The sequence below is a fragment of the Enterobacter sp. SM3 genome (assembly GCF_009811935.2).
GTDB classification, from domain to species: Bacteria; Pseudomonadota; Gammaproteobacteria; order Enterobacterales; family Enterobacteriaceae; genus Enterobacter; species Enterobacter asburiae_D.
On record NZ_CP099971.1, the window covers coordinates 23,357 to 37,543 of the forward strand.

General features: G+C 59.6%; 14 protein-coding genes. 9 read left to right on the forward strand and 5 right to left on the reverse strand.

The window, feature by feature from the left end:
* Positions 1–1,338, reverse strand: coding sequence for a D-serine transporter DsdX (gene dsdX, locus GVO84_RS00115; protein WP_159515196.1), 1,338 nt, complete (start codon positions 1,336–1,338; stop codon positions 1–3).
* A gap of 204 nt (positions 1,339–1,542) precedes the next feature.
* On the opposite strand from dsdX, the gene dsdC reads away from it, so the two are divergent.
* Both dsdC and GVO84_RS00125 read left to right on the forward strand, forming a co-directional pair.
* A complete protein-coding gene (dsdC, locus tag GVO84_RS00120; RefSeq protein ID WP_159515197.1) occupies positions 1,543–2,469 on the forward strand; it encodes a DNA-binding transcriptional regulator DsdC in 927 nt (308 codons plus the stop codon).
* A gap of 84 nt (positions 2,470–2,553) precedes the next feature.
* Positions 2,554–3,642 (forward strand): cellulase family glycosylhydrolase, encoded by a 1,089-nt coding sequence (locus GVO84_RS00125; RefSeq protein WP_159515198.1) that lies wholly within the window; start codon positions 2,554–2,556, stop codon positions 3,640–3,642.
* On the opposite strand, the gene emrD is transcribed toward GVO84_RS00125, so the two are convergent.
* The 4 genes from emrD to tisB all read right to left on the reverse strand — a co-directional run bounded on the left by emrD (position 3,545) and on the right by tisB (position 6,401).
* On the reverse strand, positions 3,545–4,729 hold the full coding sequence (emrD, locus tag GVO84_RS00130; protein WP_159515199.1) for a multidrug efflux MFS transporter EmrD: 1,185 nt from the start codon (positions 4,727–4,729) through the stop codon (positions 3,545–3,547). The two genes, GVO84_RS00125 and emrD, sit on opposite strands and share 98 nt — an antisense overlap.
* Positions 4,730–4,904: 175 nt before the next feature.
* Positions 4,905–5,738, reverse strand: a complete 834-nt coding sequence (locus GVO84_RS00135) for an EamA family transporter (RefSeq protein ID WP_121426080.1) — start codon at positions 5,736–5,738, stop codon at positions 4,905–4,907.
* 62 nt (positions 5,739–5,800) lie between these two features.
* Complete coding sequence (locus GVO84_RS00140) at positions 5,801–6,247, reverse strand: GNAT family N-acetyltransferase (protein WP_121426079.1); 447 nt, start codon at positions 6,245–6,247, stop codon at positions 5,801–5,803.
* A 64-nt stretch (positions 6,248–6,311) separates the two neighbouring features.
* Complete coding sequence (tisB, locus tag GVO84_RS00145; RefSeq protein WP_023309830.1) at positions 6,312–6,401, reverse strand: type I toxin-antitoxin system toxin TisB; 90 nt, start codon at positions 6,399–6,401, stop codon at positions 6,312–6,314.
* A 521-nt stretch (positions 6,402–6,922) separates the two neighbouring features.
* Here tisB and ivbL point away from each other — a divergent pair.
* From ivbL to uhpT, 7 genes are all read left to right on the forward strand, one after another.
* Positions 6,923–7,021, forward strand: coding sequence for an ilvB operon leader peptide IvbL (ivbL, locus tag GVO84_RS00150; RefSeq protein WP_057979964.1), 99 nt, complete (start codon positions 6,923–6,925; stop codon positions 7,019–7,021).
* Between the two features lie 106 nt (positions 7,022–7,127).
* A complete protein-coding gene (ilvB, locus tag GVO84_RS00155) occupies positions 7,128–8,816 on the forward strand; it encodes an acetolactate synthase large subunit (protein ID WP_159515200.1) in 1,689 nt (562 codons plus the stop codon).
* Positions 8,817–8,819: 3 nt separating this feature from the next.
* Complete coding sequence (ilvN, locus tag GVO84_RS00160) at positions 8,820–9,107, forward strand: acetolactate synthase small subunit (RefSeq protein WP_010426528.1); 288 nt, start codon at positions 8,820–8,822, stop codon at positions 9,105–9,107.
* Positions 9,108–9,232: 125 nt separating this feature from the next.
* On the forward strand, positions 9,233–9,826 hold the full coding sequence (gene uhpA / locus GVO84_RS00165; protein ID WP_024907372.1) for a transcriptional regulator UhpA: 594 nt from the start codon (positions 9,233–9,235) through the stop codon (positions 9,824–9,826).
* Positions 9,823–11,328 (forward strand): signal transduction histidine-protein kinase/phosphatase UhpB, encoded by a 1,506-nt coding sequence (gene uhpB, locus GVO84_RS00170; RefSeq protein WP_159515201.1) that lies wholly within the window; start codon positions 9,823–9,825, stop codon positions 11,326–11,328. Before uhpA ends, uhpB begins: the two co-directional genes overlap by 4 nt.
* Positions 11,321–12,640 (forward strand): MFS transporter, encoded by a 1,320-nt coding sequence (locus tag GVO84_RS00175; RefSeq protein WP_159515202.1) that lies wholly within the window; start codon positions 11,321–11,323, stop codon positions 12,638–12,640. The genes uhpB and GVO84_RS00175 overlap by 8 nt, the downstream gene beginning before the upstream one ends.
* Positions 12,641–12,772: 132 nt before the next feature.
* Positions 12,773–14,164: a hexose-6-phosphate:phosphate antiporter gene (gene uhpT, locus GVO84_RS00180; RefSeq protein ID WP_023333957.1), complete on the forward strand. Its 1,392-nt coding sequence runs from the start codon at positions 12,773–12,775 to the stop codon at positions 14,162–14,164.
* The last annotated feature ends 23 nt before the right edge of the window (positions 14,165–14,187 follow it).

The window sequence follows — 14,187 nt, forward strand, 5'->3', positions numbered from 1 at the left end:
TCAGATAATGAAGGAAAGCAGGAATGTGCCGCCAAGTGCAAGCACCGAGGCGATAAACGTCGCCGTCGTATAGTATTTGAAGGTCTCATTCAGGGTCGCGCCGCAGTATTGCTTCACCAGCCAGAAGAGAGAATCGGTCACGATCGTGCAGCCAATGGCGCCGGAACCGATGGCAATGGTGATGATCTCCGGGCTCACGTTCGGGTAGAGCGGCAGCATCGGCGCGACTATCGCCGTGGCGCCCATCATCGCCACCGTCGCGGAGCCAACGGCAGCATGCAGCACCAGCGCCACCAGCCAGGCGAGGAGGATAGGGTGCATGTGCAGGTTCGAGAGAATATGCGCCAGCGAGTCCGCCAGTCCGCTGGTTTTCAGGATGGCGTTAAACGCGCCGCCCGCGCCGATAATCAGCAAAATGTTGGCGATAGAGCCGAAGCCGTGCTCGGTGTGCGTCAGCATCGTGCCCATGCCCATATGCTGGCGGATCCCCAGCAGGTAGTAGGCGACAAACACGGCGATAAACATGGCGGTGATCGGGTTGCCGATAAACTCCAGCAGCGTATACAGCGTGCCTTCTTTTGCCATATTCAACTCGGCGACGGTTTTCACCAGCATCAGGCCAATTGGCAGCAGCACCGTGAACAGCGTGGCGCCCAGCGACGGCAGGGTGTGCTCTTCCCGCACCTTCAGGTCTGAAAACTCCGCCGGAACCGGTTTAAACGGCAGACGATTGCCGAGCAGTTTCAGGAACAGCGGGCCGCCGACCAGCGAGGCCATCAGGCCTACCATCAAACCGTAGACAATGACCGTTCCGACGTCCGCGCCTAATTTATTGGTCACAAACAGCGCGGCCGGATGCGGCGGCACCACGCAGTGCACCGCCATCAGCGCGGTACAGAGCGGAATGGCCAGCTTGAGCAGCGACGTGTTTGTCTTTTTGGCGATGGAAAACGCCAGCGGGATCAGCAGTACGACGCCCACTTCCACGAACAGCGTGATACCGCAGATAAGGCCCACCAGCACCATAATCACGTCTGCCGACAGCCAGCGGCAGCGCTGCAACGTAATCCCGATGCGCTCGGCCGCGCCGGAGACTTCCATCATTTTGCCGAGAATGGTGCCCAGACCAATCACCGCCGCCAGGAAGCCCAGCGTACCGCCAATTCCGCTCTCGATGGCATTCACCATATCCAGCGGGCTCATCCCCATCATCGCGCCGACGAAAAAGCTCGCCAGCAGCAGCGCGAGGAACGGGTGAAACTTCAGTTTTACGATGGTTAAAACAATCAACACAATGCTGACCAGCAGCGTTGCCACAACCCAGACCTGAGATCCCATATCTCACCTCACCCTTATGTCATCTGTGGGTATTGGACGAAAAAACGGCGTGGGCTGACAAACGATATAAATTGGCGTTCAGGTGAGCCAGATTGGATCAACTGAGTGACTGCGCTCTAAAAAGTGCACTTAATCCGTATTAGGTTCACATAAATTCACCCTTAAACGGTATGCTGAGCGCAGAAACCCCGCGCGAGAATTGTGATGAACGATGCAAATGAAGCCAGAAACCGGCTGTTAAACGGCTGGCAGCTGTCGAAAATGTACACCTTTGAAGTGGCCGCCCGGCATGAGTCCTTCGCCCTGGCGGCGGAGGAGCTGTCGCTCAGCCCCAGCGCGGTGAGCCACCGTATCAACCTGCTTGAAGAGGAGCTGGGCATTCAGCTGTTCGTCCGTTCGCACCGTAAAGTCGAGCTGACGCAGGAAGGAAAGCGCGTTTACTGGACGCTGAAATCGTCCCTCGATACCCTGAATCAGGAGATCCTGGATATCAAAAACCAGGCGCTCTCCGGCACGCTGACGGTCTACTCCCGCCCGTCGATCGCCCAGTGCTGGCTGGTGCCCATGCTGGGGGACTTTACCCGCCGCTACCCGTCGATTTCACTCACCATCCTGACCGGCAATGATTACGTTAATATGCAGCGAACGGGCGTCGATCTGGCGCTCTATTTCGACGATACGCCGCCAAACCACCTCTCTCATCACTTTCTGATGGACGAGGAGATTTTGCCCGTCTGCTCACCGCAGTATGCCCGCGAGCATGAACTGCTGAAAAACCCCGATAACCTCAGCCACTGCACGCTGCTGCACGACCGTCAGGCCTGGAGCAATGATTCCGGTACGGACGAGTGGCTGAGCTGGGCGCAGCATTTTGCGGTGAAAATGCCGCCATCGTCGGGCATTGGTTTCGATCGTTCCGATTTAGCGATTATTGCGGCCATCAACCATGTAGGCGTCGCGATGGGCAGAAAGCGGCTGGTGCAGAAACGGCTGGAGCGGGGCGAGCTGATCGCCCCGTTTGGTGAAAAAACCCTGAAGTGTCACCAGCACTACTATATCTCGACGCTTTCTGGCCGCCAGTGGCCGAAAATAGACGCCTTTATCGGCTGGCTGAGAGAACTGGCAGGTTGAAGAATTATTACGCTTTCGCTCTACACCAAATGTGAAAAAGCGTGCTAAATACAGGTAATGCTTTCGATTTATCCAGGGTAAACCGTGTTAAAGCCTTTTATTGCCTCTGCGTTACTGATCTCTTCCGGCTGGGCGATTGCCGCTGAGCCGCCGCTGACGGCTGCCCACTATGCGCAGCAGTTGGGTGTCGGGATGGATGTGGACTGGGCGCGCACCGAGCGCGGCATACGCGAATTCGACCCGCTGGTGGTACGCGATTTTCGTGCAAAAGGCATTACCCACGTGCGCATCCGCGTGGCCGATGAGCCGACGGAAGCGCGGCTGATCCACCTGCGCAAGCTGGTGGAGGCCTGCGAGCTGTATGGCGTGATCCCGATAATCGCTTATCAGGCTGATGAATATAAAAACGACCCCAAAGCCGATAACGAGAAAGAGACGATCAACTGGTGGATTGCCGTAGCGCACTATTTCGGTCAGAGCTATCCGCTGCTGGGTTTTGATCTCATTTATGAGCCCGCCGACAAGCTTAACCACAACCTCGCGTCGCTAAACCGCGTGTATGAAAAAACCATTAAAGCGATCCACGACATGGACCCGCAGCGCATGATCTTTATTGCGCCACGCCTGCGTGCCGCGCCGGAGGATTTATCCAGCCTGAAGCTGCCTGCGCACAGCCAAAACTACCTGCTGGCGGAGTGGCATATTTTCCCGTGGGGGCCGCTGAAAAATAGCGGTAAATACCCGTGGACGTCCGGTACGGCGGCGGAGAAAGCGGCTATCCATAATCGCATCAATACCGCGCTGCGCTGGCAGCAAAAAACCGGGCACGTTAGCTGGGTCGGGGGCTGGGGCGTGGGGGAGTCAAACCACCTCACGCCAACCGCTTCGCAGCTGGCCTTCACCACCTTTATGGCCTGCGAGCTGCAAAAGGCGAAAATCCCGTATGCCCTTAACGCGGACTTCCAGTTTTACGACGGGGAAGAGGGAGCCTGGCGGCCAGCGCCAGAGCCGTTATTGCAGGCGATGATTGCGCCCGTCTGTGAAAAGCCCGGCGAGAAGCCGGGCCATCATGCGGTTAAACCGGCTGCTCGTGATGCGGGACACGCGACGCCAGCGGCAGCCAGCACAGTAAAATCAGCAGCCCCATCAGCGTCATCAGCAGGCCCAAACTAGCCTGCCCGGTCTGCGGCATCATGGCGGAGAGCCAGGCCAGCGCGCCGGAACCGATATTCTGCAAACCGCCCACCAGCGCGCCAGCCGTGCCTGCAAGGAACGGGAACGGCTCCATCGCGCCGCTGGTTGCCAGCGGGAACAGCATTCCCGCGCCGAAGAAGAACAGCGCAGCCGGGATGAGCAGCGTCCAGACCGACATCACGTCAAACAGCCCCGGGATCCACATCATCAGACCCGCCAGCAGACAGCTGATCACCGACTGCCACATCAGGGTTGAGAAGCGTTTGTTCGGGCGTCCGGCAAACCACGCGCCGAAGAACGCCGCCGGGATCGGCAGAATAAACAGAATACTCACCACCATGCTGCTCAGGCCCAGCCCCGCGCCCAGCAGCACGCCGGAGCAGGCTTCGAACACCGCAATGCCTGCCAGGCCGCCGATCAGCATCAGCAGGTAGCAGGTAAACGAGCCGTTACCGAACAGCGTCTTATAGCTGGTAATGAGCTTCGTGCGCGGCGCGTCCTGCGGGCGCGTTTCCGGCATCCAGCGCGCCATGCTGAAGGTGACAATCACGCACAGCACCAGCAGGAAGGCGTAGCAGGCGCGCCAGGACCACATCGTGTCCAGCAGGCCGCCAATCAGCGGGGCGAGAAGCGGGCTGACCAGAATACCCATATTTAACAGGCTGTTTGCGTGACGGAGCTGAGTGCCCTGATACATATCGCGCGGTAAGGTACGCGCCATCACCCCGCCGACGCCAGTCCCGACGCCCTGCAGGGCGCTGGCGCCAATCAGTACGGTCAGGCTGTGGGTGGTTATGGCAATAACGGTCGCCACCATGAAAATGCTCATGCCCACCAGGATCACCGGGCGACGCCCGACGCGGTCGGACAGCGGGCCGTAGAAGAGCTGCGAAACGCCATAGGTCAGCAGGTAGGCTGCCATTACGCTCTGCACCGCACCCTCGCGGACGTTCAATTCCTTTGCCATGTCGGCAATCGCCGGAATGTAGATGGTTTGCGCCATCTGACCGACGGCCACCAGTAACACCAGCATCAACAATAAGTTAACGTTCCTTTGTTTTTTCATGTCGCTGAATACTTTTGCCAAAAGAGAAAAATGAAGAATAAGTGACTGCGCATTCCCATAAATGCGCGAGGAATCTACCACAGTGAGATGACAATTTAAGCATTGTCGTGGTGAATGAAAAAACCGGGAAAGGCAGGATTTGTAAACAAGAACGGCAACTAATGTTGCCAGTGATTTACGCCAGGCGCAGCAGAATGGCACCGCCGGCAATACCCAGTGCCGCCACGATGCGCAGACCCGCAACCTTCTCTTTTAAAAGGACAAACGCGATCAGCGCGCCAAAGAGTATGGAGGTTTCACGCAGCGCCGCGACCACCGCCAGCGGTGCCTGCGTCATTGCCCAAAGCGCCAGACCGTAAGAGCCCATGGTGCCAATACCGCCGAGCAACCCCTTTTTCCAGTGCAGGCGCAGGTAGCCGGACGCCTCGCGCCGACGCGCCACCATCGCCCAGCCGAGCAGGCAGAAGCCGTTCATAAAGAAGGTCCACAGCGTATAGCCCAGCGCGGTGTCCGACAGCCGCACGCCGGTGCCATCCACCAGCGTGTAACCTGCGATGAAACAGGCGTTCAGCAGCGCCAGCCAGATCCCTTTGCGTGACTGCATGCGCCCGTTCATCGCCATCGCCAGAATCGACAGGCAAATTACCCCGATCCCGGACCAGGCGAGCCACGAAAGGCTATCGCCAAGCGCAAGCACGCTGATCAGCGCCACCAGCAGCGGGGCGGTGCCGCGCATCAGCGGGTAGGTCTGGCTCATATCGGAGACCTGATAGGTCTTCGCCACCAGCACGGTGTACACCACCTGTAGGGCGCAGGAGACGATCAAAAACGGCCAGCTTTCAGCAGATGGCTGTGGAGAAAACGGCAGTAAGACCAGAGCGATAACCGTGGCGGAGCCGCTGACGCTTATGGCGGAATAGAGTTTGTCCGTTCCGGCTTTGACGATGGCGTTCCAGCTGGCATGTAGCAGCGCGGCGAACAGCAAAATGCAGAATACGGTGATGGTCATGGCGTATCGGGTGATGAATTGTCACTCAACTGTAACATTCACATCCTGATGCTGCCAGCCGGTTACACCGCACAAAAAAGGCGGTGCGTCACCCGCGGTTCGTCTGAGACCAGCGTAAAACCCGCTTGATGATAAAATCCGTAGGCGCTGTCCGGCGCGTGGGTATTCAGGAAATCAAACCAGATGCTGGCATCGGCCATGACCACGGTCAAAAGCTGTTTGCCAATGCCCAGCCCGCGGCACTTCTCGCTGACGTAGAGATGGCGAATGCGTCCGGCGCGCGGCTGCAGGCTGAACGGATCGCGATTCAGACCACACACGCCCACCAGCTTGCCGTTGAGAAACGCACCCAGCAGCTTTTCACCCGGCGCGTTAAAGCGGTTCTCACCACGCTGCCAGTTCTCTTCCAGCCTGCGCAGCATGTTGAAATTCAATGCGAGACTTTCCGCCTTCAGGGCGATATACCCCGGTTCATCCGGTGTGACAGGCTCAATTAACAGACGCGACATAGCATTCCCTCGTTATTAAAGAGGGGCGGTTGCCCGCCCCTCTCAGGTGCGACTTGAACCTGAATTACCGAAGGAATTTCAGGACAGCATCAAGCAGTTGCAGTACTGCAACAATGAGTTTGAGGATAAGTATCACCATATCCACTACGCTCATACGCGTCTCCTTTTGGTTAAAAGGAGCACGATGCTGGCGTACCTTTCCGCCGCCTGTTGCCAGCACCTGGATTGACGTAACACAGTGTGCTCACTTCAGGGGTTAAGGCACTGACGGCACCACCCGTTTCAGCCAGGACTTCATTGCGCCGGTAGAACTGCGGCCCCCTCGCTCACTGCGAACACCCTCAGTATAGATAAATACTGTATGTATGAACAGTATTTTTTGGACAAAATCAGGAAGGCGATCCATACTCAAAAACGTCAAAATCCGTGCCGGAATTGCGCGTTCGTCTTCGATCGCGTATACTTTTTGCGTTGACGTAACACAGTGTGTTCTGCGGCAACCAACCGCAAAACCCTGATAAAAACCTCGCTTAGGCGGGGTTTTTTGTTTTCATCCCCCAACAAACGAAACGTGATCCCTGACGCATTTTTACTCAGATGAAAATATTTCCATTGTCACGCCCGAAAACCTGTGTTTGTATAAATTCAATCAATGATTCCAAACACAGGTCCCCAATGACTTCATCCATCTTCACTTCGACCCTACTAAAAACTGCGCAACCTGCCGCAGTGGTCGTCGTGCGTGTGGTGGTGGTCGTCGGCAATGCGCCGTAGGGACTGGATCAACACACGAATCCAAAACCCCGCCGGCGCAAACCGGGCGGGGTTTTTCGTTTAAGAGCCTCCCCGGAAAGTCGGCCCAGAAGAAAAGGACTGGAGCATGGCAATTTCGGGCACAACATCCACCAGGACGCGCTTTACGGGCGCGCAGTTAATCGTTCACTTACTGGAACGACAGGGCATTACCATCGTTGCGGGCATCCCTGGCGGCACGGTGCTGCCGCTGTACGATGCGTTAAGCCAAAGCACGCAGATCCGCCACGTGCTGGCGCGTCACGAGCAGGGGGCAGGCTTTATCGCTCAGGGCATGGCACGTACGCAGGGCAAACCGGCGGTCTGTATGGCCTGCAGCGGCCCGGGCGCAACCAACCTGGTCACCGCCATCGCCGACGCGCGTCTCGACTCCATTCCGCTGATCTGCATTACCGGCCAGGTACCATCCTCGATGATCGGCACCGATGCGTTCCAGGAAGTGGACACCTACGGCATCTCTATCCCCATCACCAAACATAACTATTTAGTTCGCGATATCAGCGAGCTGCCTCAGGTTATCAGCGATGCGTTCCGCATTGCGCAGTCTGGCCGACCGGGCCCGGTGTGGATAGACATTCCTAAGGATGTCCAGACCGCAGAGATCGAGATCGACGTCCTGCCGGAGCCGGGCGAGCGTGCCCCCGCGCCGGAATTCAGCGCTGAGAGCGTGCGCGACGCCGCCGCCATGATTAACGCCGCCAAACGCCCGGTGCTCTATCTGGGCGGCGGGGCGATTAACGCCGCGGATGAAATCCGCCAGTTTGCGGAAAAAGCCAACCTGCCGACCACTATGACCCTGATGGCGCTGGGCATGCTGCCTAAAGCGCACCCGCTCTCTCTCGGCATGCTGGGCATGCACGGCGCGCGCAGCACCAACTACATCCTGCAAGAGGCGGATTTGCTGATTGTTATGGGCGCGCGTTTTGATGACCGGGCGATTGGAAAAACCGAGCAGTTCTGCCCGAACGCGAAAATCATTCACGTGGATATCGACCGCGCCGAGCTGGGTAAAATCAAGCAGCCGCACGTGGCGATTCAGGGCGACGTGGCCGAGGTGCTGGCGCAGCTGATCCCGCAGACGGACGCAGCCGACCGCGCCGACTGGCGCCTGCTGGTGGCGGATCTGCAGCGCGAGTTCCCGGGCGCCATCCCAACCGAAGGCGACCCGCTCAGCCACTACGGGTTGATCAACGCCGTGGCCGCCTGCGTGGACGACAGCGCGATTATCACCACCGATGTGGGCCAGCACCAGATGTGGACAGCTCAGGCCTACCCGCTGAACCGTCCGCGCCAGTGGCTGACCTCCGGCGGGCTGGGAACCATGGGCTTTGGCCTGCCCGCAGCCGTAGGCGCGGCGCTGGCGAATCCGGACCGCAAGGTCATCTGCTTCTCCGGCGACGGCAGCCTGATGATGAACATTCAGGAAATGGCGACCGCGGCCGAAAACCAGTTAGACGTGAAAATCATCCTGATGAACAACGAGGCGCTGGGTCTGGTGCACCAGCAGCAGAGCCTGTTCTACAAGCAGGGCGTGTTTGCGGCGACCTATCCGGGGATGATTAACTTTATGCAGATTGCCGCCGGCTTTGGCCTGCATACCTGCGATCTGAACGCGGAAGAAGACGCCCACGCGGCGCTGCAGGCGGCGATTTCTCGCCCCGGCCCGGCGCTGATCCACGTGCGTATCGACCCTGAACAAAAAGTGTATCCGATGGTGCCGCCGGGTGCGGCAAATACTGAGATGGTGGGAGAATAAGCCATGCAGAAACAACATGATAACGTCATTCTGGAACTCACCGTCCGCAACCACCCTGGCGTCATGACCCACGTCTGCGGGCTCTTTGCCCGCCGGGCGTTTAACGTGGAAGGCATTCTCTGTCTGCCGATTCAGGGCAGCGAGCACAGCCGCATCTGGCTGCTGGTCAATGACGATCAGCGTCTGGAGCAGATGATGGCGCAGATCGACAAGCTGGAAGACGTCACCAAAGTGGCGCGCAACCAGTCCGATCCCACCATGTTTAACAAAATTGCGGTGTTTTTCGAGTAAATCACTTAAGGTAAGAGGCTTTTGCCGGATGGCGCTGCGCTTATCCGGCCTACAAGGACGTTACACGTAGGCCGGATAAGGCGTTTACGCCGCCATCCGGCGTGTTCACGCATCAGGATCAACCCATGACCACCATCGCTCTCATCGACGACCACCTTATCGTCCGCTCCGGCTTTGCCCAGCTTTTAAACCTCGAACCGGATTTTCAGGTCGTGGCCGAGTTTGGCTCCGGTCGTGAAGCGCTGGCGGGCCTGCCGGGGCGCGGGGTGCAGGTCTGTATCTGCGACATCTCGATGCCGGATCTCTCCGGGCTGGAGCTGCTAAGCCAGCTGCCGAAAGGGATGTCGACGATTATGCTGTCGGTTCACGACAGCCCGGCGCTGGTCGAGCAGGCGCTCAACGCGGGCGCGCGCGGCTTCCTCTCTAAACGCTGTAGCCCCGACGAACTGATCGCCGCGGTGCGCACCGTCTCCACCGGCGGCTGCTATTTAACGCCGGATATCGCCATCAAGCTGGCGGCCGGACGTCAGGATCCGCTCACCAGACGCGAGCGTCAGGTTGCGGAAAAACTCGCGCAGGGGATGTCGGTAAAAGAGATTGCCGCCGAGCTGGAACTGTCCCCGAAAACCGTGCACGTCCACCGCGCCAACCTGATGGAAAAACTTAACGTCAGCAACGACGTCGAGCTGGCGCGCCGCATGTTCGACAGCTGGCAATGAGTCCCGTCTTTTCGCGGCTGATCGCCGTTGTCGCCAGCTTTTTTATCTTCTCCGCCGCCTGGTTTTGCCTGTGGAGCATCAGCCTGCACCTGGTGGAACGCCCCGAGCTGGCGGTGCTGCTGTTTCCCTTCGGCCTGCGTCTGGGCTTAATGCTCCAGTGCCCGCGCGGCTACTGGCCCGTTTTGCTCGGCGCAGAGTGGCTGATGCTGGTCTGGCTTGCGCAGGAAGTCGCTCTGGCGCATCTGCCCTTATTGATGACCGGAAGCCTGCTCACGCTTCTCCCGGTTGCGCTCATTTCCCGCTACCGCCACCAGCGCGACTGGCGCACGCTGCTGCGTCAGGGGGCGGCGCTGATTGCCGCCGCGCTGCTGCAGTCGCTTCCGTGGGTAGGCGAGAAGGAGATGCTCAACGCCCTGCTGCTGACCCTGACCGGCGGCCTGACGCTGGCACCAACCTGCCTCGTGATCTGGCACTACCTCACCAGCACCGTCTGGCAGCCGCTCGGCCCGGCGCTGGTTTCCCAACCGGTGAACTGGCGCGCCCGGCACCTCATCTGGTATCTGCTGCTGTTTGTGGTGAGCCTGTGGCTCCAGCTTGGCCTTCCCGCCGAGCTTTCACGCTTTACCCCATTTTGCCTTGCGCTGCCGATTATCGCCCTGGCCTGGCACTACGGCTGGCAGGGGGCGCTGATAGCGACGCTGATGAACGCCATCGCGCTGATTGCCAGCCAGACCTGGCACGATCATCCGGTGGATCTGCTGCTTTCCCTGCTGGCCCAGAGCCTGACCGGGCTGTTGCTCGGCGCGGGCATACAGCGTCTGCGCGAGCTGAATCAGTCCCTGCAAACCGAGCTGGCGCGCAACCGCCGTCTGGCGGAGCGTCTGCTGGAGACGGAAGAGAGCGTGCGGCAGGAGGTCGCCCGCGAGCTGCACGACGATATCGGCCAGACCATCACCGCCATCCGCACCCAGGCGGGCATTGTCCAGCGCCTGGCGGCGGAAAACGCGGGCGTGAAGCAGGGCGGGGCGCATATCGAACAGCTTTCGCTGGGCGTCTATGACTCCGTTCGCCGCCTGTTAGGACGGCTGCGCCCGCGCCAGCTTGACGACCTGTCGCTTGAGCAGGCGGTGCGTTCCCTGATGCGCGAGATGGAGCTGGAAAGCCGCGGCATTGTCAGCCATCTCGACTGGCGTATTAATGAAGCCACCCTGAGCGAAGGCCAGCGCGTGACGCTGTTCCGCGTCTGTCAGGAGGGGCTGAACAACATCGTCAAGCACGCCAGCGCCAGCGCGGTCACGATCCAGGGCTGGCAGCAGGACGAGCGCCTGATGCTGGTAATTGAAGACGACGGCTGCGGCCTGCCGCCGGGATCCGGCCAGCAGGGCTTTGGCCTGGCGGGCATGCGCGAGCGCGTGAAGGCGCTCGGCGGTACGCTGAGCATCTCCTGCACCCACGGAACGCGCGTCAGCGTCAGCCTGCCGCTACGGAGTTACCATGTTTAAAACCCCTGCCAGCGCCGCGCCGATAGGCGACAAAGCGGAAATCGACGCCCGCTACCGCTACTGGCGTCGCCATATCCTGATTACCATCTGGCTCGGCTACGCGCTGTTCTACTTCACCCGCAAAAGCTTCAACGCCGCCGCGCCGGAAATCCTCGCCAGCGGCGTGATGACGCGTACCGATATCGGCCTGCTGGCGACGCTGTTTTACATCACCTACGGCCTGTCGAAGTTCTTCTCCGGCATCGTCAGCGACCGCTCCAACGCGCGCTATTTTATGGGCGTTGGGCTGATCGCCACCGGCATAGTGAACATCCTGTTTGGTTTCTCCACCTCGCTGTGGGCCTTTGCCCTGCTGTGGGCGCTGAACGCCTTTTTCCAGGGCTGGGGCGCGCCGGTCTGCGCCCGCCTGCTCACCGCCTGGTACTCGCGCAACGAGCGCGGCGGCTGGTGGGCCATCTGGAACACCGCGCATAACGTCGGTGGGGCGCTGATCCCGATGGTGGTGGGTGCCGCGGCGCTGCACTACGGCTGGCGCGCGGGGATGATGATTGCCGGTGGCCTCGCAATTGTCGCCGGGCTGTTCCTCTGCTGGCGCCTGCGCGACAGGCCTCAAACCGTCGGCCTGCCGCCGGTGGGCGACTGGCGGCACGACGAGATGGAGATTGCCCAGCAGCAGGAGGGCGCAGGGCTGACCCGCAGGGAAATCCTCACCAAATACGTGCTGAAAAACCCGTACATCTGGCTGCTGTCGCTCTGCTACGTGCTGGTCTACGTGGTGCGCGCGGCGATCAACGACTGGGGCAACCTGTACATGTCCGAGACGCTCGGCGTGGATCTGGTGACCGCCAACTCGGCGGTGACGATGTTCGAGCTGGGCGGGTTTATCGGCGCGCTGGTGGCGGGCTGGGGGTCGGACAAGCTGTTCAACGGCAACCGTGGCCCGATGAACCTGATTTTTGCCGCCGGGATTTTGCTTTCGGTCGGCTCGCTGTGGCTGATGCCGTTTGCCAGCTACGTGATGCAGGCGGCGTGCTTCTTTACCATCGGCTTCTTCGTGTTTGGCCCGCAGATGCTGATCGGCATGGCGGCGGCGGAGTGTTCCCACAAAGAGGCGGCAGGCGCGGCGACGGGCTTTGTCGGGCTGTTTGCCTACCTCGGCGCATCGCTCTCCGGCTGGCCGCTGGCGCGGGTGATCGACGTCTGGCACTGGAGCGGTTTCTTTGCGGTGATCGCCATCGCGGCGGGGATCTCCGCCCTGCTGCTGCTGCCGTTTTTGAACGCGCAGGCGCCGCGCGAGGTGAGCGAAGCGTGATGCGCCTCACCTTTTCGCCCCGAGTGGTGCAAAACCAGGAAATTTTCCCGGTTTTACCTGGACGCTGTCTCAGGCATCTCTCCCGGCTGATTTTTACAATGCTGCAAAAATCAGCTCAGGAGTAACTCAGTCATGCTGGCCTTCTTAAATCAGGTGCGCAAGCCGACCCTGGATCTGCCGCTCGACGTGCGGCGCAAGATGTGGTTCAAACCGTTCATGCAGTCCTATCTGGTGGTCTTCATCGGCTACCTGACCATGTACCTGATCCGCAAAAACTTTAACATCGCGCAGAACGACATGATCTCAACCTACGGGCTGAGCATGACGCAGCTGGGGATGATTGGCCTGGGCTTCTCCATCACCTACGGCGTGGGTAAAACCGTTGTGTCCTACTACGCGGACGGCAAAAACACCAAGCAGTTCCTGCCGTTTATGCTGATCCTCTCCGCCATCTGTATGCTCGGCTTCAGCGCCAGCATGGGCGCGGGCTCCGTCAGCCTGTTCATGATGATCGCCTTCTACGCCCTGAGCGGTTTCTTCCAGAGTACCGGCGGGTCGTGCAGCTACTCCACCATCACCAAATGGACCCCGCGCCGCAAGCGTGGTTCCTACCTCGGCATGTGGAACATCTCCCACAACCTCGGCGGTGCCGGTGCGGCAGGCGTGGCGCTGTTTGGCGCAAACTACCTGTTCGACGGCCACGTGATCGGGATGTTTATCTTCCCGTCGATTATCGCCCTGATTGTCGGCTTTATTGGCCTGCGCTACGGCAGCGACTCCCCGGAATCGTACGGCCTCGGCAAAGCCGAAGAGTTGTTTGGCGAGGAGATCAGCGAAGAGGACAAAGAGACCGAAGAAAACGAGATGTCCAAATGGCAGATCTTTGTTGAGTACGTGCTGAAAAACAAAGTGATCTGGCTGCTGTGCTTCTCAAACATCTTCCTCTACGTGGTGCGTATCGGCATCGACCAGTGGTCGACCGTGTATGCCTTCCAGGAGCTGAAGCTTTCTAAAGAAGTGGCGATTCAGGGCTTTACCCTGTTTGAAGTGGGCGCGCTGGTCGGCACGCTGCTGTGGGGCTGGCTCTCCGACCTCGCCAACGGTCGTCGTGCGCTGGTGGCCTGCGTCGCGCTGGCGCTGATTATCGCCACGCTCGGCGTCTACCAGCACGCCAGCAACCAGTACGTTTACCTGGCGTCCCTTTTTGCGCTCGGCTTCCTGGTGTTTGGTCCGCAGCTGTTGATCGGCGTGGCGGCAGTCGGTTTCGTCCCGAAAAAAGCGATCGGCGCCGCCGATGGGATTAAAGGCACCTTCGCTTATCTTATCGGCGACAGCTTCGCCAAGCTGGGCCTGGGGATGATCGCCGACGGTACGCCAATTTTCGGCCTCACCGGCTGGGCGGGCACCTTCGCGGCGCTGGATGCGGCAGCGATTGGCTGTATCGTCCTGATGGCGATGGTCGCGGTGCTGGAAGAACGTAAGATTCGCCGTGAGAATCGCGCGCAGAAATTAAAAACAGCCTGAGTGTGCAGGTAACTTCTTTGCCC

Bases quoted from the DNA above. Each gene is read 5' to 3' on its own strand.
- dsdX (WP_159515196.1), bottom strand. From the start codon at position 1,338: ATGGGATCTCAGGTCTGGGTTGTGGCAACGCTGCTGGTCAGCATTGTG.
- dsdC (WP_159515197.1), top strand. From the start codon at position 1,543: ATGAACGATGCAAATGAAGCCAGAAACCGGCTGTTAAACGGCTGGCAG.
- emrD (WP_159515199.1), bottom strand. From the start codon at position 4,729: ATGAAAAAACAAAGGAACGTTAACTTATTGTTGATGCTGGTGTTACTG.
- GVO84_RS00135 (WP_121426080.1), bottom strand. From the start codon at position 5,738: ATGACCATCACCGTATTCTGCATTTTGCTGTTCGCCGCGCTGCTACAT.
- GVO84_RS00140 (WP_121426079.1), bottom strand. From the start codon at position 6,247: ATGTCGCGTCTGTTAATTGAGCCTGTCACACCGGATGAACCGGGGTAT.
- tisB (WP_023309830.1), bottom strand. From the start codon at position 6,401: ATGAGCGTAGTGGATATGGTGATACTTATCCTCAAACTCATTGTTGCA.
- ivbL (WP_057979964.1), top strand. From the start codon at position 6,923: ATGACTTCATCCATCTTCACTTCGACCCTACTAAAAACTGCGCAACCT.
- ilvB (WP_159515200.1), top strand. From the start codon at position 7,128: ATGGCAATTTCGGGCACAACATCCACCAGGACGCGCTTTACGGGCGCG.
- ilvN (WP_010426528.1), top strand. From the start codon at position 8,820: ATGCAGAAACAACATGATAACGTCATTCTGGAACTCACCGTCCGCAAC.
- uhpA (WP_024907372.1), top strand. From the start codon at position 9,233: ATGACCACCATCGCTCTCATCGACGACCACCTTATCGTCCGCTCCGGC.
- uhpB (WP_159515201.1), top strand. From the start codon at position 9,823: ATGAGTCCCGTCTTTTCGCGGCTGATCGCCGTTGTCGCCAGCTTTTTT.
- GVO84_RS00175 (WP_159515202.1), top strand. From the start codon at position 11,321: ATGTTTAAAACCCCTGCCAGCGCCGCGCCGATAGGCGACAAAGCGGAA.
- uhpT (WP_023333957.1), top strand. From the start codon at position 12,773: ATGCTGGCCTTCTTAAATCAGGTGCGCAAGCCGACCCTGGATCTGCCG.